23 protein-coding genes and 1 tRNA gene are annotated in these 24,624 nt (G+C 72.6%); 11 read left to right on the forward strand and 13 right to left on the reverse strand.

Going from position 1 to position 24,624, the window contains the following annotated elements; genetic code table 11:
* Positions 1-1,698, reverse strand: a complete 1,698-nt coding sequence (hutU, locus tag CFI00_RS21915; RefSeq protein ID WP_207083058.1) for a urocanate hydratase — start codon at positions 1,696-1,698, stop codon at positions 1-3.
* Positions 1,695-3,269: a histidine ammonia-lyase gene (gene hutH / locus CFI00_RS21920; RefSeq protein ID WP_207083059.1), complete on the reverse strand. Its 1,575-nt coding sequence runs from the start codon at positions 3,267-3,269 to the stop codon at positions 1,695-1,697. Before hutH ends, hutU begins: the two co-directional genes overlap by 4 nt.
* A gap of 184 nt (positions 3,270-3,453) precedes the next feature.
* Between hutH and CFI00_RS21925 the strand changes: the two genes are divergently transcribed.
* From CFI00_RS21925 to CFI00_RS21940, 4 genes are all read left to right on the forward strand, one after another.
* Positions 3,454-3,888, forward strand: coding sequence for a hypothetical protein (locus tag CFI00_RS21925; protein WP_207083060.1), 435 nt, complete (start codon positions 3,454-3,456; stop codon positions 3,886-3,888).
* A gap of 137 nt (positions 3,889-4,025) precedes the next feature.
* Positions 4,026-4,625, forward strand: a complete 600-nt coding sequence (locus CFI00_RS21930; RefSeq protein ID WP_207083061.1) for a hypothetical protein — start codon at positions 4,026-4,028, stop codon at positions 4,623-4,625.
* A gap of 28 nt (positions 4,626-4,653) precedes the next feature.
* Positions 4,654-5,421 (forward strand): IclR family transcriptional regulator, encoded by a 768-nt coding sequence (locus tag CFI00_RS21935; protein WP_207083062.1) that lies wholly within the window; start codon positions 4,654-4,656, stop codon positions 5,419-5,421.
* 52 nt (positions 5,422-5,473) lie between these two features.
* Positions 5,474-8,041, forward strand: a complete 2,568-nt coding sequence (locus CFI00_RS21940; protein ID WP_207083063.1) for a hypothetical protein — start codon at positions 5,474-5,476, stop codon at positions 8,039-8,041.
* 27 nt (positions 8,042-8,068) lie between these two features.
* Here the strand turns inward: CFI00_RS21940 and CFI00_RS21945 are convergent, their stop codons facing one another.
* From CFI00_RS21945 to CFI00_RS21965, 5 genes are read right to left on the reverse strand one after another with little or no spacing between them, the layout of a single operon-like run.
* Complete coding sequence (locus tag CFI00_RS21945; protein WP_207083064.1) at positions 8,069-8,404, reverse strand: hypothetical protein; 336 nt, start codon at positions 8,402-8,404, stop codon at positions 8,069-8,071.
* Positions 8,401-9,243, reverse strand: a complete 843-nt coding sequence (locus CFI00_RS21950; protein WP_207083065.1) for a hypothetical protein — start codon at positions 9,241-9,243, stop codon at positions 8,401-8,403. Before CFI00_RS21950 ends, CFI00_RS21945 begins: the two co-directional genes overlap by 4 nt.
* Complete coding sequence (locus CFI00_RS21955; protein ID WP_207083066.1) at positions 9,236-9,634, reverse strand: hypothetical protein; 399 nt, start codon at positions 9,632-9,634, stop codon at positions 9,236-9,238. Before CFI00_RS21955 ends, CFI00_RS21950 begins: the two co-directional genes overlap by 8 nt.
* A complete protein-coding gene (locus tag CFI00_RS21960) occupies positions 9,634-11,346 on the reverse strand; it encodes a putative T7SS-secreted protein (protein ID WP_207083067.1) in 1,713 nt (570 codons plus the stop codon). The genes CFI00_RS21955 and CFI00_RS21960 overlap by 1 nt, the downstream gene beginning before the upstream one ends.
* Before the next feature lies 1 nt (position 11,347).
* The gene (locus CFI00_RS21965; protein WP_207083068.1) at positions 11,348-11,671 is read right to left on the reverse strand and encodes a hypothetical protein; all 324 of its coding nucleotides are present in this window, start codon (positions 11,669-11,671) and stop codon (positions 11,348-11,350) included.
* 119 nt (positions 11,672-11,790) lie between these two features.
* On the opposite strand from CFI00_RS21965, the gene CFI00_RS21970 reads away from it, so the two are divergent.
* The 5 genes from CFI00_RS21970 to CFI00_RS21990 all read left to right on the forward strand — a co-directional run bounded on the left by CFI00_RS21970 (position 11,791) and on the right by CFI00_RS21990 (position 17,743).
* Positions 11,791-12,111 (forward strand): WXG100 family type VII secretion target, encoded by a 321-nt coding sequence (locus CFI00_RS21970; RefSeq protein ID WP_129453012.1) that lies wholly within the window; start codon positions 11,791-11,793, stop codon positions 12,109-12,111.
* Positions 12,108-12,404, forward strand: coding sequence for a hypothetical protein (locus CFI00_RS21975; protein ID WP_207083069.1), 297 nt, complete (start codon positions 12,108-12,110; stop codon positions 12,402-12,404). The genes CFI00_RS21970 and CFI00_RS21975 overlap by 4 nt, the downstream gene beginning before the upstream one ends.
* A 130-nt stretch (positions 12,405-12,534) precedes the next feature.
* Positions 12,535-16,098 carry a (Fe-S)-binding protein gene (locus CFI00_RS21980; protein ID WP_207083070.1) on the forward strand — a complete coding sequence of 1,188 codons (3,564 nt, stop codon included), beginning with the start codon at positions 12,535-12,537 and terminating at the stop codon, positions 16,096-16,098.
* A 150-nt stretch (positions 16,099-16,248) separates the two neighbouring features.
* Positions 16,249-16,794, forward strand: coding sequence for a toxin-antitoxin system HicB family antitoxin (locus tag CFI00_RS21985; protein WP_242532568.1), 546 nt, complete (start codon positions 16,249-16,251; stop codon positions 16,792-16,794).
* Positions 16,795-16,894: 100 nt separating this feature from the next.
* Positions 16,895-17,743, forward strand: a complete 849-nt coding sequence (locus CFI00_RS21990; protein ID WP_207083072.1) for a DUF4097 family beta strand repeat-containing protein — start codon at positions 16,895-16,897, stop codon at positions 17,741-17,743.
* Positions 17,744-17,892: 149 nt separating this feature from the next.
* Here CFI00_RS21990 and CFI00_RS21995 read toward each other — a convergent pair whose 3' ends face one another.
* The 6 genes from CFI00_RS21995 to dcd form a co-directional block, all read right to left on the reverse strand.
* Positions 17,893-18,831 carry a siderophore-interacting protein gene (locus tag CFI00_RS21995; RefSeq protein ID WP_242532569.1) on the reverse strand — a complete coding sequence of 313 codons (939 nt, stop codon included), beginning with the start codon at positions 18,829-18,831 and terminating at the stop codon, positions 17,893-17,895.
* Entirely contained in the window at positions 18,828-19,676 is an 849-nt protein-coding gene (locus tag CFI00_RS22000) for an ABC transporter ATP-binding protein (protein ID WP_207083073.1), read from the reverse strand. Before CFI00_RS22000 ends, CFI00_RS21995 begins: the two co-directional genes overlap by 4 nt.
* Positions 19,673-20,743: an iron ABC transporter permease gene (locus tag CFI00_RS22005; protein ID WP_207083074.1), complete on the reverse strand. Its 1,071-nt coding sequence runs from the start codon at positions 20,741-20,743 to the stop codon at positions 19,673-19,675. The genes CFI00_RS22000 and CFI00_RS22005 overlap by 4 nt, the downstream gene beginning before the upstream one ends.
* On the reverse strand, positions 20,740-21,774 hold the full coding sequence (locus CFI00_RS22010; protein ID WP_242532570.1) for an iron ABC transporter permease: 1,035 nt from the start codon (positions 21,772-21,774) through the stop codon (positions 20,740-20,742). The genes CFI00_RS22005 and CFI00_RS22010 overlap by 4 nt, the downstream gene beginning before the upstream one ends.
* Positions 21,775-22,812 carry an iron-siderophore ABC transporter substrate-binding protein gene (locus CFI00_RS22015; RefSeq protein WP_207083075.1) on the reverse strand — a complete coding sequence of 346 codons (1,038 nt, stop codon included), beginning with the start codon at positions 22,810-22,812 and terminating at the stop codon, positions 21,775-21,777. It lies immediately after the preceding gene.
* A 227-nt stretch (positions 22,813-23,039) separates the two neighbouring features.
* Complete coding sequence (gene dcd, locus CFI00_RS22020) at positions 23,040-23,615, reverse strand: dCTP deaminase (RefSeq protein WP_207083076.1); 576 nt, start codon at positions 23,613-23,615, stop codon at positions 23,040-23,042.
* Positions 23,616-23,671: 56 nt separating this feature from the next.
* On the opposite strand from dcd, the gene CFI00_RS22025 reads away from it, so the two are divergent.
* Together CFI00_RS22025 and CFI00_RS22030 are read left to right on the forward strand one after the other, a co-directional pair.
* A complete protein-coding gene (locus tag CFI00_RS22025) occupies positions 23,672-24,433 on the forward strand; it encodes an SGNH/GDSL hydrolase family protein (protein WP_207083077.1) in 762 nt (253 codons plus the stop codon).
* Positions 24,434-24,475: 42 nt separating this feature from the next.
* A tRNA-Gly gene (locus tag CFI00_RS22030) sits at positions 24,476-24,551 on the forward strand.
* The last annotated feature ends 73 nt before the right edge of the window (positions 24,552-24,624 follow it).

A 24,624-nucleotide genomic window follows, 5' to 3' on the forward strand; every position in this document is an offset into this window, starting at 1 on the left:
TCAGCCCTCGGACATCGGGATCCGTACGCCGCGCTCCTGCGCGACCTCGGCGGCGCGGTCGTAGCCCGCGTCGACGTGGCGGATCACGCCCATGCCCGGGTCGTTGGTGAGCACCCGCTCGATCTTCTCCGCCGCGAGCGCAGTGCCGTCGGCGACCGTGACCTGGCCGGCGTGGAGCGAGCGACCGATGCCGACGCCGCCGCCGTGGTGGAACGACACCCACGTCGCACCGGAGGCGGTGTTGACCAGCGCGTTGAGGATCGCCCAGTCGGCGATGGCGTCGGAGCCGTCGAGCATCGCCTCGGTCTCGCGGTAGGGCGAGGCGACCGAGCCGCAGTCGAGGTGGTCGCGGCCGATGACGATCGGCGCCTTCAGCTCGCCGCTGGCCACCATCTCGTTGAACTTCAGCCCCGCGCGGTGGCGGTCTCCGTAGCCGAGCCAGCAGATCCGCGCCGGCAGGCCCTGGAACTGCACCCGCTCGGCGGCCATGTCGAGCCACGTGTGCAGGCGGGCGTACTCCGGCTTCTCGTCGGCCGGGAAGAGCTCCTTGATGGCGCGGTCGGTGGCGGCGATGTCCGCGGGGTCGCCGGACAGCGCGGCCCACCGGAACGGGCCCTTCCCCTCGCAGAACAGCGGCCGGATGTACGCCGGCACGAAGCCGGGGAACTCGAACGCCCGGTCGTAGCCGCCCTTGCGGGCCTCGTCGCGGATCGAGTTGCCGTAGTCGAAGACCTCGGCACCGGCGTCCTGGAACTCCACCATCGCCCGCACGTGCGTGGCCATGGACTGCTGCGCGCGCTTGGTGAAGCCGCGGGGATCTCGCGTGCGCTCGCGCTCCCAGTCGTCGTACGCCGTCCCGGCGGGGAGGTAGAAGAGCGGGTCGTGCGCAGAGGTCTGGTCGGTGACGATGTCGACCAGCGGGCCGTCCCCCGCCTCGTTGCGGGCGAGGTGCCGCTCGAGCAGCTCGGGCAGCACCTCGGCGGCGTTGCCGAGCAGGCCGATCGACAGACCGCGGCGCTCGTCGCGTGCCTCGAGCGCGAGCTCGATCGCGTGGTCGAGGTCGCGCGCCTGGACGTCGAGGTAGCGGGTCTCGAGGCGGCGGTCGATGCGGTGCTGGTCGCACTCGACGCAGATCGCGACGCCGTCGTTCATCGTCACCGCGAGCGGCTGCGCGCCACCCATCCCGCCGAGCCCGGCGGTCACGGTGATGGTGCCGGCGAGGGTCCCGCTGAAGCGGAGGTCCGCGATCGCGGCGAAGGTCTCGAAGGTGCCCTGCAGGATCCCCTGGGTGCCGATGTAGATCCACGACCCGGCCGTCATCTGGCCGTACATCGTCAGCCCGAGGTCCTCGAGCCGGCGGAACTCCTCCCAGTCGGCCCAGTCGCCGACGAGGTTGGAGTTGGCGATCAGCACCCGCGGCGCCCAGGCGTGGGTGCGCATCACGCCGACCGGCTTGCCGGACTGCACGAGCAGCGTCTCGTCGTCCTCGAGGTCGCGCAGGGTGCGGACGATGGCGTCGTACGCCTCCCAGCTGCGCGCCGCCTTGCCGGTGCCGCCGTAGACGACGAGGTCCTCGGGGCGTTCGGCGTTGTCGGGGTCGAGGTTGTTCATCAGCATCCGCAGCGGCGCCTCGGTCTGCCACGACTTCGCGGTCAGCTCGGTGCCGGTGGCGGCGTGGATCGGCAATCTGTCGTTCACTGGAGTTCTCCGATCACGGACTCGGCGGCGGCGAGGACCGCGCCGGACTGGACGAGACCGACGGCGGCCTCGATCTCGGGCGAGAGGTGGCGGTCGGGCCCCGGGCCCTGGATGCCGGAGGACCGCAGGAGCTCGACGACCGCACCGGTGGCGGGTGACGGGGTCAGCGGCGCCCGCAGGTCGAGCGCGCGAGCGGCGGTGAGCACCTCGACGGCGACCACCCGCGACAGGCCGTCGACTGAGCGGCGCAGCTTGCGCGCGGCGTTCCAGCCCATCGAGACGTGGTCCTCCTGCATCGCGCTCGAGGGGATGGAGTCGACCGAGGCCGGGACTGCGAGCCGCTTGAGCTCGGAGACGATCGAGGCCTGGGTGTACTGCGCGATCATGTGCCCGCTGTCCACCCCGGGGTCGTCGGCCAGGAAGGGCGGGAGCCCGTGGCTGCGCGCCCGGTCGAGGAACCGGTCCGTACGCCGCTCGCTGATCGAGGCCACGTCGGCGGCGACGATCGCGAGGAAGTCGAGCACGTAGCCGACCGGGGCGCCGTGGAAGTTGCCGTTGGACTCCACGCGACCCTGCCCGTCAGGTCCGACCATGACGACCGGGTTGTCGACCGCACTGGCGAGCTCGCGGCCCGCGACCGTGGCGGCGTGCTCGACGGTGTCGCGGGCGGCGCCGTGCACCTGTGGCGAGCAGCGCAGGGAGTAGGCGTCCTGCACCCGGTTGCACTCCACCGAGCTGTCCGGCCCGGTGCGGTGCGAGGCCACGATCGCGGAGCCCGCCATGAGCGCGGTGAGGTTCGCCGCCGACAGCGCCTGGCCGGGGTGCGGGCGGATGGCCTGCAGCTCCGGCGCGAAGACCCGGTCGGTGCCGAGCTGGCCCTCGACGCTCATCGCGGCGGCGACGTCGGCGGTGCGCAGCAGCATCCGGAGGTCGGCGATCGCCATGACCAGCATGCCGAGCATGCCGTCGGTGCCGTTGATGAGGGCCAGGCCCTCCTTGGCCGCGAGCTCGACCGGGGCGAGACCAGCGGCGGCGAGCGCGTCGGCGGCCGGCACAAGGGTGCCCGAGGCGTCACGCACCTCGCCCTCCCCCATCAGCGCCAGCGCGCAGTGCGACAGCGGCGCGAGGTCGCCCGAGCACCCGAGCGAGCCGTACTCCCGCACCACCGGCGTGATGCCGTGCGTGAGCAGGTCCGCCAGCAGCTGCGCGGTCCCACGGCGTACGCCGGTGCGTCCGGTCGCCAAGGTCGAGAGGCGCAGCAGCATCAGCGCCCGGACGACCTCCCGCTCGACCTCCGGACCGGAGCCGGCCGCGTGCGAGCGGACGAGCGAGCGCTGGAGCTGGGCGCGCATCTCGGTCGGGATGTGGCGGGTGGCGAGGGCGCCGAAGCCGGTGCTGACGCCGTAGGTCGGCGTCTCGCCGGCGGCCAGCGCCTCGACGACGGCCCGGGCGCGGTCGACGGCCTCGAGGGCGTCGCTGGTGAGCTCGACGGCGGCCCCGTCGCGGGCGACCCGCACGAGGTCCTCGAAGGAGACGGGACCGACCCCGACCTGGATGTTCTGCATGCTCATCATCAAACTCCCGGCGCAGGGTCGTCACCACCCCATGACGAGGCTCTGGTGTCTCGGATCCCAGACCTCGCGACGATCGGGGGGCCTCACCCGTACGGATGACGGGCGCGGGCGCGCCACCGCGACCTGTGGCACGGTGAAGGATGGACGACCCGTCCGGGGTCGCCGGAATGGGAGGAACGCCATGGGAACGACCGGTTGGATCATCGTCGCGGTCGTCGTCCTGGTCGCGGTGGCGCTCGCCGCCTGGCTGGTGACGCAGCAGCGCCGCAAGAAGCAGCACCAGCACGCCGAGCACCTCCGGGAAGAGGCGCACGCGCACGCGTCGGAGGTCCCCGAGGCGCAGGTGCGTGCCCAGGAGACTGCCGCGCAGGCCGAGCGGGCCCGACTCGAGGCCGAGCGCGCCCAGCAGCAGGCGCGCGAGGCCGAGGTCGCGGCCACGCAGCAGCAGGCCGTGACCGAGGACAAGATGCGGACCGCCGACGCCGTCGACCCGCGGGTCGACACGTCGTCGACGGACTACACCCCGGGCCACGGCACGGGCACGAGCACCACCGCCGACCCGGTGGACGGATCGGCGCGGCACCGCGGCGACGCCGGGGAGACGCCCCGCACCTGACGCCGGAGCCCGCCGGGCCCGACGCCCCGCGCGCCGGGCCCGGCGTGGTCGACACGGCCACACCGGGACATCACGCTGGACACGACCGTCACGGGTGCCAGACTGGGGCTCCGTCGTCGTCGTGAAGAAGGAAACCTGTGACCACGTTCATCGTCATCGCCGTCATCGCCGTCATCGTCCTCGTCGTGCTGGCCGTGGCGTTCGTCGTGATCCAGCGCAAGAACCGCGAGGCCAACATCGAGCGCGCCGACGAGCTGCGCACGAAGGCCGCCACCGAGGCACAGGGCACCATCGCGCCCGCCCAGGACCGGGCGGCGACCGCGGAGGCCGAGGCCGCCGAGGCACGCGCCGTCGCGGAGAAGGCCGAGGCCGAGGCGGAGGCCGCCCGCCTGGAGGCCCAGCAGGTCGAGGCCGCCCACGAGGCCCAGGTCCGTGCCGCCGACCGGCTCGACCCGCGCGTCGACCACAAGGCCGACGACTACGCACCCCAGGTCGCGGGCACCGTCGACCAGCAGCCGACGTCGCCGTCGGAGGTGAACGTGGAGCCCGCCTCCGAGACCACCGCCCAGACCACTGCCCAGACCACCGCCGCGGAGCAGCCCGCCGACACGGAGCAGCCCGCCACCAGCCCCGGACTCCCGCGCCGCACCCCGGGTGCCCAGGAGATGCCGGGCAGGCCGATCGAGACCGACGGCTCCGGCGGCTGGTTCACCCGCAAGGACAGCGAGCAGTCCTGACGCTGCTGCGCGCCGAGCAGGCCCGCCGGTGAGCCAGGTCCCCGCCGCCACCCGCACCCTGCGGGTGCTGCGGTTCCTGGCGACCCAGGCGGACCCGGTGCCGCTCGACCGGATCGTGCGCGCCTGCGACCTGCCGCGCAGCACGGCCTACCACCTGATCAACACGATGATCGACGAGGGCTTCGTCGTGCACCTGCCCGACGAGCACCGCTACGGCCTCGGCGTGGCCGCCTTCGAGGTCGGCAGCGGCTTCACCCGTCAGGAGCCGCTGGCCCGGCTCGCGCGACGTCCGCTGGCCGAGCTGGTCGACCGGACCGGGCACGGGGCGCACCTCGCCGTGCTCCACGGACGCGACGTGCTCTACGTCGTCGAGGAACGTGCGCCCGGGCGTCCGCCCCTGGTCACCGACGTCGGCGTACGCCTGCCCGCGCACCTCACCGCCTCGGGTCGCACCATCCTCGCCGCGCTCCCGGCCAGCCAGGTGCGGGCGCTCTACCCCGACCGCAGCGCCTTCGTCGACCGGCATGGCTTGGGACCGACGTCCCTCAGCGCCCTGCGCACGCTCCTCACCGAGACCCGCCAGCGCGGGCACGCCACCGAGGACGGCGAGGTGACTCCGGGCCTGCAGAGCGTCGCGGTGGCCGTGCTCGACCACAACGCACACCCGGTCGCAGGTGTGGCCGTGACGTTCCCGAGCGACGAGGGTGCCGACGTGGCCGACATCGCGGCAGCCGTCGCGGCGACCGCTTCCCGGCTGAGCCGACGCGTCAGCGGCCCGGCCCCGCGCTCCTCGTGACGTAGCCCGCCACGGGGGCGGCTCGTTGAGCCCGCGACGACAAGGAGCCGCCGTGACCCCGACCCCCCGCCCCGTGCAGCGCATCGTGATCTCCGTCCTGGCAGCGGGCGGCCTGGTGGTGGGCGGCGTCCTCGCCGCCGGCCCGAGCGGCACCGGGGCACCGAGCCTGCCGTCGACGTACGACGCCCAGGCCCGCCAGCGCGCCGAGGTCACGGCGGAGCAGCGTCCCCACACGCACGCGACGGAGGGAGTCGAGACGATCGGCGACGGCTCGGTCGACGACGGCCACGGTCACGTGCACGACCCCGCGACGAAGAACGCGATCAGCCGCTCCGGCGAGGCGGCGAGCGCTCCCGACCCCACCACGTCCCGGCAGCGCGCCGCGAGCCGCGAGCAGGTCGCACGACAGCGCACCCAGCGCGGCCCGCGCCTCGTGGGCGTGCCGCTGCGCAGCCCACGGCGGCTGGTGCCGGAGAGCCGATACGCCATGGCCGGCGGCTGCTACCGCCTCGGCGGCCGGCCGCTGACCTTCCAGGCCACCGGCCTCGGGACCTACCTCCTCCACGCCACCGACCGCACCTTCCTCGCCGCGACCGGCTCGGGCACCACCTGGGCGAGCGCTCCCTCGCCCGCGGCCGACTGGACCGTACGCCGCACCCGCACCGGCCGCTTCACCTTCACCCTCGCCGACGGCCGCGGCCTGGCGCGGAGCGCCGGGGGATTCACCACTGGCACGGCGGAACCGCTGCGCCTGCGCCGCACGAGCGGCTGCACGGCCTTCCCCGAGGTCGGGACCAACGTCAGCGGACGCCCGTTCGGCGGCGTGACACCGTTCCAGGAGGTGCGCGGCTGGGCCGACCCGCACGTGCACGGCCAGACCCACGAGTTCCTCGGCGGGCGCGTCATCTGCAGCCCGCCCTTCCACCGCTACGGCGCACCGGCTGCGCTCGTCGACTGCCCCGACCACCAGCTCGCCGACGGCCGCGGTGCGCTGCTCGAGGACGTGCTGGCCGAGCAGACCCCCGGCACGGGCCACGACCCGGTGGGGTGGCCGACCTTCTCCTACTGGCCCAACCCGCACTCGCTGACCCACCAGCAGGTCTACTACACGTGGCTCGAGCGCTCGTGGCGCGCGGGACTGCGCCTCCACACCAGCCTGCTGACCGAGAACCACGTCCTGTGCACGGTCTACCCGCTGAAGAAGAACTCCTGCGACGACCGCGACGCCGTACGCCTCCAGGCGCAGCGGATGCGGGAGATGCAGGACTACGTCGACGCCCAGCACGGGGGACCCGGCCGGGGTTGGTACCGCATCGTCACGGACCCGTTCGAGGCGCGGCGTGTCATCAACCAGGGCAAGCTCGCCGTGGTGATGGGCATGGAGACCTCGGTGCCGCTGGGGTGCAACGTCCAGCTCGGCCGGCCGACGTGCACCGAGGAGCAGATGCTCGCCGAGCTCACCGAGATGCGCCGGCTCGGGGTCAGCCAGATGGAGTTGACCAACAAGTTCGACAACGCCTTCACCGGGGTGGCCGGCGACGCCGGGACCACGGGCACGCTCACCAACAGCGCCAACTTCCTCAGCACCGGCTCGTTCCTGCGGATGGAGCAGTGCCCGCGGTCGTACCCCACGGGCACGGAGGACCGGCTCCAGTCGCCGAACCTCGGCGACCTGACCGGACGGGAGCCGTCGACGCCGGAGCAGGACGCGATCTTCGGGGCGATCTGGAAGCTCTTCGGCGACACCGGCGTCCAGGCGGCCCCGCTCTACCCCGCCGGCCCGCACTGCAACCGGCTCGGGCTGAGCCCGCTCGGGGAGCGGCTGCTGTCGGCGATGATCGACCAGAAGATCCTCTTCGACCCCGACCACATGAGCGTCGCCGGTCGCAACGCCGCGCTCGACTACCTCGAGCAGCAGCAGGCCGCCGGCCGCCCGGTCGGCGTGGTCTCCTCGCACTCCTGGTCGACACCGGACGCCTACCCGCGGATCTACCGCCTCGGCGGCTTCGTGGCTCCCTACGCCGGCGACTCGACCGGCTTCGTCGAGAAGTGGCGCCAGCACCTCGGCTGGACCGACGACCGGTTCTACTTCGGCTTCGGGTTCGGCTCCGACATGAACGGCTTCGGCGCCCAGGGCGACCCCCGCGGGGCCGACGCGCCCGCCCCGGTGACGTACCCCTTCACCGGCCTCGGCGGCGTCCGCGTCGACCGGCAGCGCAGCGGGGAGCGGGTCTACGACATCAACACCGACGGCGTCTCCCACTACGGCCTGTACGCCGACTGGGTCGAGGACGCCGAGCACGTGGCGGGCGCCGACGGCGCCGCCCTCGGCACCGACCTCGCGCGCGGCGCGGAGGCCTACCTCCAGACCTGGGAGCGCGCGTGGGGCCTGGCGCCGGACTCCTGCCGCAACCCGGGGCTGCGGCTCCCGGTGCGCGCCTTCACCAAGACGGCGGACGCCGGCCTGCGGGCCCGCGCGCTGATGCGGCGCGTCGGCCAGCCGTGGCAACGGCTGGGCCGCGAGTTCACCTACTGCGCGAAGGCACCCGGCAAGCAGCGGGTCCTGATGACCGTCGAGCTCTCGCGGGGCGGCCGCGTGGTCGGCGTACGCCGGGCCTGAGGCCTCAGCGTCGCTGCCACCAGCGGCTCAGTCACGTCCGGCCTCGAGGCGGGCGAGCGTCTCCGCCGCGCGCGCCTGCATGCGCTCCCGGACGGCGGCCCGCTCGTCGGCGTCGATCGTGCGCGTCGGCTGCAGGAGGCGCCTGCGGAGCTCGATCACGACGTCTGCCTCGGAGGCGAACTCCTCTAGGCGGTCGTCGTCTCGGGTCCGCCCCAGCTGGCGCAGGACGACACCGTCGACCGAGGCCGCCCAGACGTAGGTGCCCTCGTCCCACGACGTCACGTCCGGGCCGCGTTGCACCTGGGAGGGGTCGATCCCTGCCGCGGCGAGCTCGGCGCGCAGGTCGTCGATCGTGTCCGTCACGGTCGCGGATCAGGGCCAGGGACGAGCTCGTTGGTGACGCCATGCCTGTCCGCGAGGTCGGCCGGCGAGACGGTCACCTCGAAGACGCCCGGCTCGACGGTGTCGGCACCGAGGACCGCGGCGTGATCGGCGTCGTCGATGAGGAGGAGCACCCGAGCACCGGCGGGCCCCGAGGAGAGGACCCGGACCGGTACGCCCTGCCAGGTCGCTGTGAGCACCACCTCGAAGAGCTCGCACTCGGACGCCGGGACGGCCGCGACCCAGGTCTGCGGACGGACCTGCTCCCAGCCCTCGGGACCGGTCTCGCCGCGCATGCTGAGGAGCACGCTTTCGCCGACGACGTCGGCGGCGAGCTCCGACCCACGCCACCGCGCACGCGGACCGACGAGGAGGCTCCACGGACGCCAGCCCTTCGCGCCGCGCCAGCCGCGGGCGGCGCCCTGGTAGGCCGAGAGGCACCGCTGCTCGCCATCGGCGCGGATCCGCCAGTACTCCGCACCGTAGGAGTAGCGCGTCCGGGTCAGCTCCCACACAGGCACGACCTCGTCGCTGCGGAGGAAACCGGTTGGGTAGAGCGGTTGCCGACCGGTGTCGGGCGCCACGGGGTTGGTCAGCGACGCCAGCGGCGGAAGCTCGAAGCGCACGACGTCGACGAACTCCTGACCGTCCTCGAAGCCGTACGCCCGGAGCAGCTGGTCGGGAGTGCGCAGCGCCGCGGCGTCGCTCGCGAGCACGACCACCCCGCCGACGTGGTCGTAGCCCTCGTCGACGATCGCGGTGCCCAGGCCGTGCGTCAGCAGCTTCTGCAGCACCGGACGCTGCTGGTCGGCCTCAGACATCGATCTCCTTCTCGCGTACGTCGACCACGGTCAGCTCTTCGACCGGGACGGTCGCGCGGAACCCGTTGTACTGGTCGCCCTCGAGCCCCAGCCTGTCAGCCACGGTCGGCGAGCTGCCGTGGATCTCCGCGCGGTCCCCGGTGGTTCGGCCGAGGCCGAACTCCTCTCCCTGCCACAGCACGGTCACGTGGCGGGTGAAGTAGCGCTCCAGGCTCGACTTGCGGACCCTGGCCCAGCGGTCACCATCTCGCCGGACACCGCCCTCGAGCTGGTCGGGCAGAGGGCCCGGGTCGCCGGGCACGCGCAACGTCACCGCGTCCGCGGCCGCCGAGGCCACCTCGTAGGTCACCCCGCCCCGGACCGCGAAGGTCCCTCGATCCGGCAGCGCCATCAGTTGCCCTGCGGGATCCACGAGGGCACACCGTCGACCGTGCGCAGGACGGCGACGAGGCGCTGCGTCCCCGAGTCGGTGATCTCCCACATCTCGGCACCCTCCCTGATCGTCACGGTCTCGCCCCGCGGTACGGCGTACTCGGGAATCACATCATCCGCTGCACTCGTGAAGCCATTGCCGGTGAAGGGCTGGTTCCAGTCGTCGTAGCTGGAGGGGGATCCCGTCATGTCCTGGTTGCGCGGCACCTCGAAGTCGGGTTGGTCGGACTGGAACCGGATCACGTGGGTCGAGGCGTCGTCGGGCGTGTGGTGGGTGCCGTCGTAGTCGAGGCGCAATCTCTCGTTGATGTCTCGCGGATTGCCGAGGTGTGCGGTGTCGTCGGCCACCGTCACGGCGCCACGCACCTCGTCGGGCGTGTACCGGTCCAGGACGTAGTTGTCCGAGTCGCCCCACCTGAGCTCGCCGGTCTTCTCGTCGAAGTAGGGCTGGTCGATGACCTTCTGCATCACCGTGTCGGGGGTGGGCGCGGGGAGGTCGTTGCGCACCGCGTTGATGAGGTCCCGCTCGGAGCTGGTGAGCTGCGAGGACGGCTTGTTGATCAGGTCGTTGAGCTCGCCGCGGGAGGTGTCGTGCCGGGAAAGGACGTCGTCGACCCGGGAGCTGCCGAGCTGGTCGGGGGAGAAGGTCGTGCGGTGCGGGACGTCGTCCATCATCGAGTAGAGACGGCCGTTGCTCAGGTCGTCGAGGTGGCGCAGCTTGCCCATGTCGGAGAGGGCGTCGAGACCGTCCGTCGCGAGCTTGCCGCCCCGCGTCGCGAGCGCGCCGGCGCCGCCGGTCGCGACGGCCGCGATGGCGTCGGGCACGAGGTGACCGATCGCTCGGGCCGGGTCGTCGGCCCAGGTGTCCCAGTCGAGCAGGCTCTTGCCGAGCTCCTTGCCGAACCCGATCGGGTCGGTGGTGAGGCCGGTGTAGATGCCCTGCGCCATGTCGACGGCGTTCTCCACGTCGAGCTCGTAGGTCTTGGCCAGCTCCTCCGGCGTGAGGTCGCCGGTGGCGAGCTTGTAGGCGTCGATCACCAGGTTGACCGGGCTGAACGGAACCATCGTCAGCAGGTCCCACACCGCCTCGCCGGCGCCCTCGAAGATGCCGCCGACGAACTTCAGGCCCGACTCGAGCCAGTTGGGCTCCTCGGGCGCGTCGGCGCAGCCGGCCCGGACCTCACCCGCGCACACGTGGGCGGCGTTGTCGAGGTCGGCGCGGACCGCCTGCATGGCCCGCAGTGCCTCCTGCTGGATCGGGTCGCCCCAGTCGACGAACGGCTGGGCCTGGTCGGTGCCACCGCTGCTCCAGTAGGCACGCATCCGGTCCATGTAGGACCCGTACTGCGTGCGGGCGTTCTCCGACTCCTGCTGCCCGCGTTCGTGCTCGGCCTTCGCCTCCGCCGCGCGCCGCTGGGCGTCCTCCAGCACGCCGGCGTACGTCGTGAGGCCTCCGGCGGCCTTCTTGAAGCCGTTGCCGGCCTTGATCCAGCGGTCCGGCTCGAGGTCGTGCGCCTCGCGGAACTCGTCGGCGGCCCGGCCGGTCCACCCGGACACGTCGATCCTCGACAACGCGTCGCCGGTGTCGTAGAAGAGCTGGCCCTTCTGCTCCATCAGCACGGCCCTGGAGCGGATGTTGCCGGGGTGGCCCTCGACCTCGAAGTCCGGCACGTCACATCACCTTGATGCCGGCGACGGTGCCCTTGAGCGCCGAGAGGGCGTCGTAGCCGGCCTTGTCGGTCTCGAAGTAGTTCATCGCGATCTTGCCGAGGCGACCGGCCATCTCCTCGACGTCCTGGCAGAGGTTGTTCACGCCCTCCTCCCAGCGACCCTTGAACTCGTCGAGGGCACCCCAGACCACGTCGCTGCCGATGTCGCCCTTGCCGGGGACGAGGTCCTCGACGTCCTTGTCCTTGAACAGCTGGACGGTCTCGCTGAGCCCCTGGGCGGCCTGGCCCATGCTCTCGAGGTCGACCTCGAAGTCGTACGACGGCATGGGCTCCCGATTCCCCCGGGGACCGCTGCTCAAACCGTCCCGAGCCGGCGGACCGGTGTGTGAGATCGCCGCGCAGGGGGTAGGAAGGTCGCGATCGACCCGAGCGAGAGGGGGCGGCCGTGGCCGTCGGACTTGTCTACTCCGAGATGCAGGCGGCGGCGCAGGCCGTCGCCGACGCGGTGGAGCCGTTGCAGCAGACGCTGCAGGCGCTGGGCGCCACCATCGAGACCGAGGCCGGCAAGGGCTTCAGCGGGCAGGCGGCCGCCGGCTTCGGCGAGGCCATCAACGCGTGGTTCGACGTCGCGATCACGCTCGGCCCGATCCTCGACGGCTACTCGCAGAGCCTGATGTACGTCGCCCAGGAGCACGCCACCAACGACGTGGCCCAGGCCGAGCGCTCGGGCCAGCTCGCCGACCGGCTCGGCGGTGGTCCCCGGTGACCCGCGGCCTGGTCGTGCACCAGGGCTCGCTGTCGACGCTGGAGACCGCCCTCGCCGACGCCACCGAGCAGATCACCACGCAGATCGACGACCTCCTCGAGCAGGTGGAGTCGCTCACGCCTGGCTGGGACGAGACCAGCGAGTCGCACCTCGCCCACCTCGAGCACCAGCAGAAGCTGCGCGACGGCGTCACCCGACTCACCGACGCGCTGGACCAGGTCAGGACGAAGCTCGCGACCCACCGCGAGGACGCCCGCGAGATCGAGGTCGAGAACGTCGCGATCGTGAACTGATCACGACGGCTCCTCCGGGTTTCAAGTTACCTGCGGGTAGGATTCTTCTCACTCGCTCGAGCCCTGCCGTCCTCACCCGGGACGGATCTATGCTCCGGCTCTGTACGCCCCGACCGAGGAGCACCCCTTCATGCAGATGATCGCGATCGTCGTCTCGTTCGCACTGACCGCCGTCGCCGTGGCCATGCTGGTCCCGGCCGTACGCCGCATGCTGGGCGTGATCCGCGCGGGCCAGCCGGCCCCGGGGCGCACGGACAACCCGGCCGGGCGCACGACGACGATGCTCAAGGAGACGTTCCTCCACACGCGGATGCTCCAGTGGCACTGGGTCGGCATCATGCACTGGTTCGTCTACGCCGCGTTCCTCTTCCTCAGCACGGCCGTGCTGGCGGCGTACTTCCAGCTCTTCGAGCCGTCCTTCGCCTGGCCGCTCATCGGCCACTGGTACCCCTACGAGTGGTTCAGCGAGCTCATCGGCCTGCTCAGCACCGTCGGCATCATCTACCTCATCCTGGTCCGCCAGCGGCACCACCCGCGCTCCGAGGGCCGCCGCAGCCGCTTCTTCGGCTCGAACTTCTGGCAGGCCTACTTCGTCGAGGCGCTCGCGCTGCTCGAGGGCGCGGCGATCCTCTTCGTCCGCGCCGCGGAGTGGAAGCTCGACGAGGACGCCGGCCGCAGCCACTACCCGATCGCCTCGTGGATCGGTGACGCGCTCTACCCCAACGACACCCAGACGCTCGAGAACCTCATCTACGGCATCGCCGCCTTCAAGATCTCGCTGGCGATGATCTGGCTGATGGTGATCGCCCGCAACATCACCATGGGCGTCGCGTGGCACCGCTTCACCGCGTGGTTCAACATCTGGTTCAAGCGCGAGTCCGACGGCAGCACCGCTCTCGGTGCGATGAAGCCGCTGATGTCGGACGGCAAGGCGGTCACGCTCGACGATATCGACGACCTCGACGAGGACTCGGTGCTCGGCGTCGGCAAGGTCGAGGACTTCGCCTGGAAGGGGATCCTCGACTTCACCACCTGCACCGAGTGCGGTCGCTGCCAGTCGCAGTGCCCCGCGTGGAACACCGAGAAGCCGCTGTCGCCCAAGCTGCTCATCACCGCGCTGCGCGACCACGCGTACGCCAAGCACGACGGTGACCCTGCCCACGCCGAGCGCGAGCTCGTCGGTGTCGGCGCCAAGGGCGAGAGCGGCGGCACCGCCGGCGCGGACGTCCTCGACTACTTCTACAACCCCGAGGACGCGCCGTTCGTCATCGACGAGGACGTGCTGTGGAGCTGCACCTCGTGCGGCGCCTGCGTCCAGCAGTGTCCCGTCGACATCGAGCACGTCGACCACATCATGGACATGCGGCGCTACCAGCTGCTGGTGGAGTCGAACTTCCCCGCCGAGCTCAACCAGCTCTTCAAGGGCCTGGAGAACAAGGGCAACCCGTGGAACATGTCGAGCACGGCTCGCATGGACTGGGCCAAGGGCCTCGACTTCGAGGTGCCGGTCGTCGGCGAGGACCTGGAGTCCCTCGAGTCGGTGGACTGGCTGTTCTGGGTCGGCTGCGCCGGGGCGTACGAGGACCGCGCGAAGAAGACCACGCGTGCGGTGGCCGAGCTGCTCGACATGGCCGGCATCTCCTTCGGCGTGCTCGGCAACGGCGAGACCTGCACCGGTGACCCGGCCCGTCGCGCCGGCAACGAGTTCGTCTTCCAGGGCCTGGCCCAGCAGAACGTCGAGACGTTCAAGGAGTACAAGGTCAAGAAGGTCGTCTCGACCTGCGCCCACTGCTTCAACACGCTCAAGAACGAGTACAAGGACTTCGGCATCGAGCTCGAGGTCGTCCACCACACCCAGCTGCTCAACCGCCTCGTGCGCGAGGGCAGGCTGACGCCCGTCACCGACGGCGCGGGTGCGGCGAAGCGCTCGATCACCTACCACGACCCGTGCTACCTCGGTCGCCACAACGAGGTCTACTCGCCGCCGCGCGAGCTGCTCCAGGTGCTGCCCGGAGCCGAGGTCATCGAGATGGAGCGCAACTCCGAGAAGTCCTTCTGCTGCGGCGCCGGCGGCGCGCGCATGTGGATGGAGGAGAACATCGGCGAGCGGATCAACATGAACCGCACGAAGGAGGCCGTCGGCACCGGCGCCGACCAGATCGCCGTCGGCTGCCCCTTCTGCCGCGTGATGCTCTCCGACGGCCTCACCATGCAGCAGAGCAAGGGCGAGGCGCGCGAGGAGGTCGAGGTCCTCGACGTCGCGCAGATGCTGCTGGCATCGGTGAAGGGCGAGCAGGCGACCAAGGCCGCGCCCGGGTCCTCTGCTGCTGCGGCTCCCGCCGCCGCCGTCGCCGACACCGACGTCGCCACCAAGGACGAGCCGGAGGCCGGTGACGTCACCGTCACCGAGGACACCGTCACCGAGACCGCCGACGTCGGCCCCGCCGCCAAGGCGTCGGGCGGCTCGTCGCTCTTCGACACGCCCGCCCCCGAGGAGCCCGCTCCCGCGGAGCCGGCGTCGGCCGCGAAGCCCGCCGAGTCCGGCTCGCTCTTCGACACCCCCGCGCCCGAGCCCACCCCTGAGCCCACCGTCGAGGCTGAGTCTCCCAGCGACTCAACCGGGAGTGTGCCCGCCGAGACGCCGGCCACCGACCTCGGCGCGGGCGGATCGCTCTTCGACCTCGGCACCCCCAGCGAGCCGGAGACCGCGGCCGCAGAGCCCGCCGTCGCCGTTGAGTCTCCCAGCGACTCAACCCCCAGTGCGCCCGCCGAGACCCCCGCCCCGGCTGACCTCGGCGGCGGCGGATCGCTCTTCGACATCGCCGCGCCCGAGGCGCCTGCACCCAGGGCCGCGGAGCCGACGCCCGAGGCCACGCCCGAGCCCGAGGCGAAGGCCGCGCCGGAGCCCGAGGCCGGGCCGGAGCAGTCGGTCGCGGCTGCGCCCGAGCCGGTCGCGGAGGCTGCCCCGGCGCCGAGCGGTACGACGTCCACGCCGACCACCGATGCCGACCTGTCGAGCCTCGGCTCGCTGTTCGACCTCGAGGCGCCGGCCACGACAGCCGCCCCTGCTGCGAGTGCACCCGCGCCGGCCGCGGAGCCCGAGGTGGAGGCGACGCCCGAGGCAGAGGCGGAGGCGGAGGCGGAGGCGCAGCCCGAGCCCGAGCCGGTCGAGGCCGAGCCCGAGTCGGTCGCCTCCGAGGAGCCGGCAGCTGCCGCGCCGAGCGCGCCGGCGTCCAGCGGTGCGACCTCGACCCCGACCACCGACGTCGACATCTCCGGCCTCGGCTCGCTGTTCGACCTAGAGGCACCGGCCACGACGGCGGCGCCCGCCGCCAGCGCACCCGCACCTGCTGCGGAGCCGGAGGCCCAGGTCGAGGCCGAGCCAGCGGCATCGACTCCCAGCTCACCGCCGAGCGGCGCGGACCTCAGCCGGGCAGCGACCTTCGCCGACCCCGAGGACCCCGCTCCCGAGGCCGAGCCTGCCGCGGAGCCCATCGCCGAGGCGCCCACCGTGGACGACCCGGAGACGGTGCTCGACGCGGACGACGTCCCAGCGGACGAGCCGGCGGCCGAGGAGCCCGAGGAGCCGGCGACCAAGCCGGCGACCAAGCCGGCCCCGTCCACCGACGGCCCGGCCCACACGCCGCGTACGGACGTCGACATCAGCGGTTCGGGCTCGCTCTTCGACCTCTGATCCCGGCCCAGCGTCATGCGGACCCGCACCCATCGGTGCGGGTCCGTATGACGTCCGGGCCGGCCAGCACGCGCAGGTGACGTCACGCCGATGTCAGATGACATCATCTTTCCGTTGACGTGACGTCATGATGGTGTCATCATGGTGCGCATGGACATCACGCCGTACGTCGACTCCCTCCGCCGCGACCTCCTCGCCGCGGCCGAGGCCGGTGGCGAGGAGCTCAAGCAGGCCGCGGAGCGCCTGGCCTACGCCCTCGACCCGAGCGCACGCCTCGCCCTGATGGAGGCCATCTCCCACGCCGCGGCCGAGATCACCGCCGAGCTGCCCGACGGCAGCGTCGACGTACGCCTGGTGGGTCGCCAGCTCGACTTCGTCGTCGAGGTCGCGCCGCCGAGCGCCGTCCCGGCACCGCCTCCCCCGCCCGCGGCCCCGGCACCGCCGGAGGACGAGGACGGCGACCTGGCCCGGATCACCCTCCGCATCCCCGAGGCCGTCAAGGCCCGCGCCGAGGAGCGGGCCGCGGCCGCCGGGCAGAGCCTCAACACTTGGCTGGTCGGCGTCGTGCGCGCCGCCTCCAACGACCACGCGATCAACATCGACGTCGACCTCAGCAGCATCCCGTTCGTCGGCTACGACCCGTTCGCGGCCACCCGGAAGCAGGGCAACGCCAGGCGGATGACCGGCTGGCTCTGACGGCCAGCCGCACCGCAGCCCACCACCACACCGCACCACAGCGGACCGGCACCGGCCGGCCCGTCGGACGAGCACACCCTCACACCGACCGGAGACACCGATGAGCCAGCACCTCGACCTCAGCTTCGACACCCCCGAGCCGATCGACCTCTACGTCGAGAACGGCCGCGGCCTCGTCGACGTCACTGCCACCTCCACCACCGAGACGACCGTCCGGATCACCGGCGAGCGCGCGGAGGAGTACGACGTCCGTGACCTGTCCGAGGGCCACGGACCGCGCCGCATCGCGATCATCGCGCCGCAGCGCAGCGGCGGCTTCTTCGGCAAGGACCCCCGCGCCGAGGTCGTCGTCGAGCTGCCGGTCGCCAGCCGCGTCGACGCCAAGGTCGGCAGCAGCGACGTACGCCTGCACGGGCGCTTCGACGACACCCGCGTCGACGCCGGGTCGGGCGACATCTCGCTCGACGTCGTCGACGGCGACACCGTCGTCCAGTCGGGCTCCGGCGACCTCGTCGCCGAGCACCTCGCCGGCGAGGCGCGGGTCAAGACCGGCTCCGGCGACGTCCTCGTGCGGCGCGCCGACTCCAGCCTGGTCGTCACGACCGGGAGCGGGGACGTGCGCGTCGGCGTGGTCGGCGACGAGGTGGCCATCAAGACCGGCTCCGGCGACGCCCAGGTGGGCACGCTGGGCGGCGAGGCCGTCTTCACCACCGGGTCGGGCGACCTCGTCGTGGGCGAGACGGCGTCGGGTCGGGTGACCGCCCGGACCGCCAGCGGCGACGTCCGCATCGGCGTACGCGCCGGGACGCCGGTGTGGACCGACGTCCGCACCGCGAGCGGACGGCTCTCGTCCAGCCTGCCGCCCACGGGCGAGCCCGCCGCCGACCAGCCCTACCTCGAGGTGCGGGCCACCACCGCCTCGGGCGACGTCACCCTCCACCAGTGCTGACGCACTCCCACCACCGAGCAGAAAGGAGCACGACCATGTACGAGTCCTTCACCGACATCGAGCTGATCGCCCGGCACCGCATCGCCGAGCGCGTGCGCTTCTCGCCGCGCGCCCCGAAGCGCCGCTGATCCTCGCGCAGGCGTCGCGGTTCAGGACCGCATCGCGACGCCGCGGCGCCAGTAGCCCATGAAGGCCACGCGGCTGCGGTCGAAGCCGAGCTCGTTGACCAGGTGCCGCCGCAGGCCGGTCACGACCTTGGACTCCCCCGCGATCCAGGCGTAGGTCCCGCCGACACCGCTGGCGTCGTCCGCGACCTCCTCGCCCGAGGACGAGTAGGACGGCGTCTCCCACAGGTCGGGGTCGACCTCGTCCGGGGCGACGTCGACCGTCGCGCCGGGGATGCCGAGGTGAGCCACGACCGCGTCGTGCAGGCCGAGGCCGAGCTCCGCGCCATCGCGCGCCAGCCACACGACCTCGACGCCCGCCGGACGGCGTACGTCTTGGACGTCGGCGGCCACGGGCACCTCGAGGAACGCCGTGCCGCGGGCGTCGTCGGGCAGCTGCTCGAGCACCGAGCAGACGGCCGGCACCGCCGTCTCGTCGCCCACCAGCAGCAGGTCCGAGCCCGGGGTCGGGTCGAACTCGATGCCGCCGTAGGGGAACCCGCGGCGCGGCGCGAGCACCACGATCCGGTCGCCCGGAGCGGCCGTGGAGGCCCAGAGCGACCCGGGTCCGACGAGGTCGCCCTCGAGGTGCAGCACCATGTCCACGACGAAGGTGGTCTGCTCGCCCGAGCCGCGCACGTCGCGGATCGTGTAGGTCCGCATGTGGCCGCGCTCGGCGGCGGGGCGGTCAAGCCAGGTGGCCAGCCACGTCTCGTCCGCGCCCTCGGTCGAGGTCATCCCACCCGTCTCCGGGTCAGGGAAGACCAGCTTGATGCGCTGGTCGTAGCGCGGGCCGTCGACGCCGAAGTGCGCCAGCTCGGGACCGCCGAGCTCGACGCGGGCGAAGGTCGGGCTGATCCGTTCGACCGAGACCACCTCGACGTCGGCGAGCAGCATGGGGAGCACGGAGGTGGTCACGGTCATCGGGTCTCCTTGACGGGGCTGGCGGGGACGGGCACGGGGGTGTGCCGTCCCACGGGTACGACGAGCGGGGTGTGCGACACCGGGTCGTCGATCACGCGGTTGTCGAGGCCGAACACGGTGCGCACGACCTCTTCGGTGACCACCTCGCGCGGCGTGCCCTCGGCCACGATGCGGCCGTGGAGCAGGGCCACGAGGTGGTCGGCGTAGCGCGCGGACAGGTTGAGGTCGTGAAGCACCATCACGATCGTGGTTCCGCGACGGGCGTTGAGCTCGGCGAGCAGGTCGAGCATCTCGACCTGGTGGGCCACGTCGAGGTAGGTGGTCGGCTCGTCGAGCAGCAGCAGGTCGGTGCCCTGGGCGAGCGCCATCGCGATCCAGACGCGCTGGCGCTGGCCGCCGCTGAGCTCGTCGACCATGCGGTCGGCGAGCTCGAGGGTGTCGGTGAGCACGAGCGCCTCGGCCACCGCCTGCTCGTCCTCGGCGGTCCAGCGACCGAAGGGGCCGTGGTGCGGGTGGCGTCCGCGGCCGACGAGGTCGGCGACCGTGACGCCCTCCGGCGTGATGGGGTTCTGCGGGAGCAGCCCGAGGGTGCGAGCGACCTGCTTGGTGGGCAGCCGGTGGATCGCCTCGCCGTCGAGCAGCACGGCCCCCGACCGCGGTCGCAGCAGGCGGGCGAGCCCGCGCAGCAGCGTGGACTTGCCGCACGCGTTGGCCCCGACGACGACGGTGACCTTGCCGTGCGGCACCCGCAGGTCCAGGTCGCGTACGACGTCGGTGTCGGCGTAGCCGAGCGTCAGTCCGCTCGCCGCGAGGCGCGCGCTGCTGGTGGGGTCGGCGGTGTTCATGCCGCCCTCCTTCCACGGAGTCCGTGACGGGGGCCGCGGGCGAGCAGCCAGAGCAGGAACGGTGCGCCGAAGGCGCCGGTGACCACGCCGACGGGCAGGTTGAGGTCCGGGACGGCGTAGGCGCCGACGTGGTCGCCGACCAGCACGATCACGGCGCCGACGAGCCCGGCGGCGGGCAGCGTCGTACGTCCGCGGTTGAGCGCGCGGGCGATCGGCCCGGACAGGAAGGCCACGAAGGCGACCGGGCCGGCCGCCGCGACACCGACGGCGACGAGGAGCACGCCGAGCAGCATCAAGAGCTCGGTGCGCGCACGACCCACGCCGAGCCCTGCTGCGGCGTCGTCGCCGAGCTCGCTGACCGGGAGCGAGCGCGCGGCGCACGCCGTGGCGGGGAGCAGGACCGCGAGGGCGCCGGCGAGCAGGCCGATGCCCGTCCAGGCGACACCGTTGACGCTGCCGGTGAGCCAGCGCAGGACCAGCTGGACGTCGTACTCGTCGACGCGGGTGAAGACGTACTGGATGACCGACTGCATGGCGGCGGCGAGGCCGATGCCCGCGAGCACGAGGCGGAAGCCGCCGTGGTCGCCGGCGACGGCGCGGACCACGAGTGCGACCCCGAGCGCGCCGAGTACCGCGGCGGCCGAGACCGGCCAGCCCGACCAGCCGGCGAGGGCGATCGCGGAGACCGCGGCGGCGCTCGCGCCGAGGCTGACCCCGACGATGTCGGGGCTGGCGAGCGGGTTGCGCAGGGTGGTCTGGAAGATCGCGCCGCCCACGCCGAAGGCGACGCCGACGAGCACCGCCAGCACCGCGCGGGGCAGCTTGGACTCCATCACGATGTAGGTCGCGCCGGGGATCTGCTCGCCGCCGAGGATCCGCACGAGGTCGGGGATCGTCACGGTGTAGTCGCCGAGCAGGACGCGCACGGCGAAGGCGCCGACCAGGGCGAGCACGAGGCCCGCCAGCAGGCGGCGGTGGTGGACCCGCGGTGCGCGACGCGCACGACGTACGACCTCGACGGCGTCGGGAGCGGTCGGCGTCCGGCGGCGCTCGAGGGTGAGGCTCACAGGGCCCTCCCGGTGCGGCGGACGAGGGCGATGAAGACGGGTACGCCGACGGCCGCGGCCATGATCCCGACCTGCACCTCCGACGGAGGCAGCACGACGCGACCGACGGTGTCGGCGACGACCACGAGGGCCGCGCCGGCCAGCATGGAGAAGGGCAGCACGCGCACGTGGTCGGGACCGACGAGGCTGCGCACGACGTGCGGGACGACGAGGCCGACGAAGGCGATGGGGCCCGCGAGCGCGGTTGCGGTGCCGGCGAGCAGGACGACGGCGAGGCCGACGACGATGCGGTCACGGGTCGTGCGGCGGCCCAGCCCGCGGGCGAGGTCCTCGCCGAGCGCGAGGGTGTTGAGCAGGCGGGCGCCGGCGAGCGCGAGCACCGCGCCGAGGAGGAGGAACGGGAGGCCGGTCAGCAACACGTCGAGGCCGCGGCCCCCGATGGTGCCGACCTGCCAGAAGCGGAAGGACTCCATCGTCTTGCGGTCCGCGAGGAGCAGGCCGGTGGTCCAGCTGCTCAGCCCCGCGGTGAGCGCGGCGCCGGTGATCGCGAGCTTCATCGGGGTCGCGCCGTCACGCCCGATGGAGGCGATCGCGTGCACCACGAAGGCGGCGACGGCGGCACCCACGAAGGCCACCGGCAGCAGCTCGGCCAGGCCGCTCGTGCCGGTGAGCGTGAGGGCCACGACCATCGCGAAGGTGGCGCCGGCGTTGACGCCGAGGATGCCGGGGTCGGCCAGCGGGTTGCGGGTCAGGCCCTGCATGAGCGCGCCCGCCAGCCCGAGGGCGGCGCCGACGGCCAGACCCAGGAGGGTGCGGTCCAGGCGTGCCTGCACGACCGGGTGGAGCGGGTGGCTGCCGTCCCAGACCGCGTCCAGCGGCACCGCCCGCGCCCCCACGAGGAGCGACAGCACCGCGGCGCCCACCAGCGCCGCGACCGCGATCGCGACGCTGGCGGGCAGTGCGGGGCGCCGCCGCCGGTCTCCCCCCAGAGGACCGGCGGCGACATCCCGCGCCAGGGGAAGGGTGCTCACTCAGGCGCCCTCGATGGCCTCGACGACGTGGGGCACGAAGTCGCTGATGATGACCGGGATCGACAGGGGCGTCGGGTTGGTCGACGCCATCGCCGTCGCCTTGTCGGCCTCGGCGTAGAAGCGGCCCTCGGCGATCGCCGGGATCGCACCCACGAGGCGGTCCTTCTCGATCTCCGCCACGTCGTCCTGCGACTCGACCCACGTGATGAAGACGTCCGAGCCCAGCTCGCTGGCCTGCTCGGCGGAGACCGTGCCGTAGAACTCGCCCGGCTTGATCGCGTCTGCGACCGCGGGGGCGTCGACCATGCCGAGGTCACGCATGAAGGACACGCGCGGGTCGGCCGGGGCGTAGATGCCGACCGTGGAGAGGTCGGCGGGAGTCAGGTAGCCGTAGATCAGCTCGGCGCCGTCGAGCTCGGGGTTGGCGGCGCTCGCCTCCTCGATGGTGGCCTCGGTCTCGGCAGTCACCTCCTCGGCGAGCGCGGTGCGGCCCAGCGCCTGGCCGATCATCTCGAGCGAGGTCTGCCAGTTGGTCGTCCACGGCGCCTCGGGGTAGGCCACGACCGGCGCGATCTTGGAGAGCTTGGCGTACTCCGCCTCGGTGATGCCGGAGTTGGTCGCCAGGATCAGGTCGGGCGCGAGCTCGGCGATCTCGTCGATCGGGGCGCCGTCGGCGTCGTCGTACCTCACCGGCGCCTCGGCGCCGGCCTCCTCGAGCGCGGCGTCGAACCACGACGTCGAGCCGGCCTCGTTGCCGCCCCAGGTGATCTTGGTGGCACCGACCGGCACGACGCCGAGGGCGACCGCGCTGTCCTGGTCGGTCCAGCCGAGGGTGGCCACGCGGGTGGGCTCGGCCTCGATCGTCGTCTCGCCGAGCGCGTGCTCGATGGTCACCGGGAAGGCGTCGGGGTCGACGCTCGTCGTCGTGGTCGGGTCGGCCGCGTCGGCGGCGGCGTCGGTGGGTCCGGTGCTGCAGCCGGTGAGGGCCGCGACCAGGAGGGTCGCGGCGGCCAGCGGCGCGGCGAGGGTTCGCTTCATCAGTTGCTCCGTGCAGTGAGGGTGACCTAAGTAAGGACAGCCTAACCACATCTCGTGGCAATTAGGCAACGCGGGTGTGCCGTAATCGCCGGTGGACGCGCCGCGGTAGTCCACCGGACATGGCTGTCGAGCCCTGGTAGTCCACCGGGGAACGGCTGGGGGCGCGCCCAGACGACCGTTTCCCGGTGGACTACCCCGAGGTTGGGAGGAGGGAGACGGCGTACGCCTCAGACGGACGTGCGGTGGAAGTTCTGGAAGGAGCGGCTCGGGGTCGGGCCGCGCTGGCCCTGGTAGCGCGAGCCGTACTTCTCCGAACCGTAGGGGTGCTCGCTCGGCGAGGAGAGCCGGAAGAAGCAGAACTGCCCGATCTTCATCCCGGGGTAGAGCTTGATGGGCAGCGTCGCGACGTTGGCGAGCTCGAGCGTCACGTGGCCGGAGAACCCCGGGTCCACGAACCCCGCGGTCGCGTGGGTGAGCAGCCCGAGCCGGCCCAGCGAGGACTTCCCCTCGACCCGCGCGGCGATGTCGGCGGGCAGCGACACGACCTCGTACGTCGACCCGAGGACGAACTCGCCCGGGTGCAGGATGAACGGCTCGTCGCCCTCCGGCTCGACCTCGCGGGTCAGCTCGGACTGGTCGGCGGCGGGGTCGATGTGGGGGTAGCGGTGGTTCTCGAAGACGCGGAAGAACCGGTCGAGGCGTACATCGACGCTGGAGGGCTGCAGCATCGCGAGGTCCCAGGGATCCAGCGCGATCCGGCCGGCGTCGATCTCTGCGGTGATGTCGCGGTCGGAGAGCAGCACGCGGCCGACCCTAGCCCTCGTTCGGCCGCGCGGGGAGGGCTGATCACAATGGTGCGGTGAGCTTCCACCGCTACGTCGCCCTGGGCGACTCCTTCACCGAGGGCGTCGGCGACCCCGACCCCACGCGCCCCAACGGCCTGCGCGGCTGGGCCGACCGCGTCGCCGAGGTCCTCGCCGGGCAGACCGACGACTTCGGCTACGCCAACCTCGCCGTGCGCGGGCGCAAGCTCGGCCCGATCGTCGCCGAGCAGCTCGACGCCGCGATCGCCCTCGAGCCGGACCTGGTGACCATCCACGGCGGCGGCAACGACGTGCTGCGCCCCCGCGTCGACATCGACGCCCTCGCCCGGACGTACGACGACGCCATCGCGCGCTTGTCCGCCACCGGGGCACGCGTGGTCATGTTCACCATCTTCGACCCGGGCGGGCGCGGGATCTACGGCCCCGTGCGCGGACGGATGGCGATCTTCAACGAGTGGGTGCGCGAGATCGCCGACCGGCACGGCGCCACCGTCGTCGACATGTGGCGCATGCGCGACATCGAGATCGCCGGCGTGATGGACACCGACCGGATGCACCTCAACCACCACGGGCACACCCACATGGCCCACGCCGTCCTCGAGGCCATCGGCGTCGAGCACGGGCTCGAGCCCGTCACCGTCGGACCGCTTCCCGTCCTCGGGCGGCGCCAGCAGTGGCGCGCCAACGCGCAGTGGACCCGCGAGTTCCTCGTGCCGTGGGTGCACCGCCGGGTGACCGGCCGGTCCTCGGGCGACACCGTCTCCGCGAAGCATCCCCACCTGTCGAGGCTGACGTAGCCCGGCTCGGGTAGCATCTGGCCCGCTGTCCTCGGACGGCATGCGGATGTAGCTCAGCTGGTAGAGCGCGACCTTCCCAAGGTCGATGTCGCGAGTTCGAATCTCGTCATCCGCTCCAGTCCTTCCTCTTTCCCTCGTCGGGCGTCATGCCCTCGCTCGTTGCGTTCCCCGGGTACCCGGGGAATCTGGAG

Source organism: Nocardioides sp. S5, assembly GCF_017310035.1.
Taxonomy (GTDB): domain Bacteria; phylum Actinomycetota; class Actinomycetes; order Propionibacteriales; family Nocardioidaceae; genus Nocardioides.

Bases quoted from the DNA above. Each gene is read 5' to 3' on its own strand.
- hutH (WP_207083059.1), bottom strand. From the start codon at position 3,269: ATGAGCATGCAGAACATCCAGGTCGGGGTCGGTCCCGTCTCCTTCGAG.
- CFI00_RS21925 (WP_207083060.1), top strand. From the start codon at position 3,454: ATGGGAACGACCGGTTGGATCATCGTCGCGGTCGTCGTCCTGGTCGCG.
- CFI00_RS21950 (WP_207083065.1), bottom strand. From the start codon at position 9,243: ATGTCTGAGGCCGACCAGCAGCGTCCGGTGCTGCAGAAGCTGCTGACG.
- CFI00_RS21955 (WP_207083066.1), bottom strand. From the start codon at position 9,634: ATGGCGCTGCCGGATCGAGGGACCTTCGCGGTCCGGGGCGGGGTGACC.
- CFI00_RS21965 (WP_207083068.1), bottom strand. From the start codon at position 11,671: ATGCCGTCGTACGACTTCGAGGTCGACCTCGAGAGCATGGGCCAGGCC.
- CFI00_RS21980 (WP_207083070.1), top strand. From the start codon at position 12,535: ATGCAGATGATCGCGATCGTCGTCTCGTTCGCACTGACCGCCGTCGCC.
- CFI00_RS21985 (WP_242532568.1), top strand. From the start codon at position 16,249: ATGGACATCACGCCGTACGTCGACTCCCTCCGCCGCGACCTCCTCGCC.
- CFI00_RS21990 (WP_207083072.1), top strand. From the start codon at position 16,895: ATGAGCCAGCACCTCGACCTCAGCTTCGACACCCCCGAGCCGATCGAC.
- CFI00_RS21995 (WP_242532569.1), bottom strand. From the start codon at position 18,831: ATGACCGTGACCACCTCCGTGCTCCCCATGCTGCTCGCCGACGTCGAG.
- CFI00_RS22000 (WP_207083073.1), bottom strand. From the start codon at position 19,676: ATGAACACCGCCGACCCCACCAGCAGCGCGCGCCTCGCGGCGAGCGGA.
- CFI00_RS22015 (WP_207083075.1), bottom strand. From the start codon at position 22,812: ATGAAGCGAACCCTCGCCGCGCCGCTGGCCGCCGCGACCCTCCTGGTC.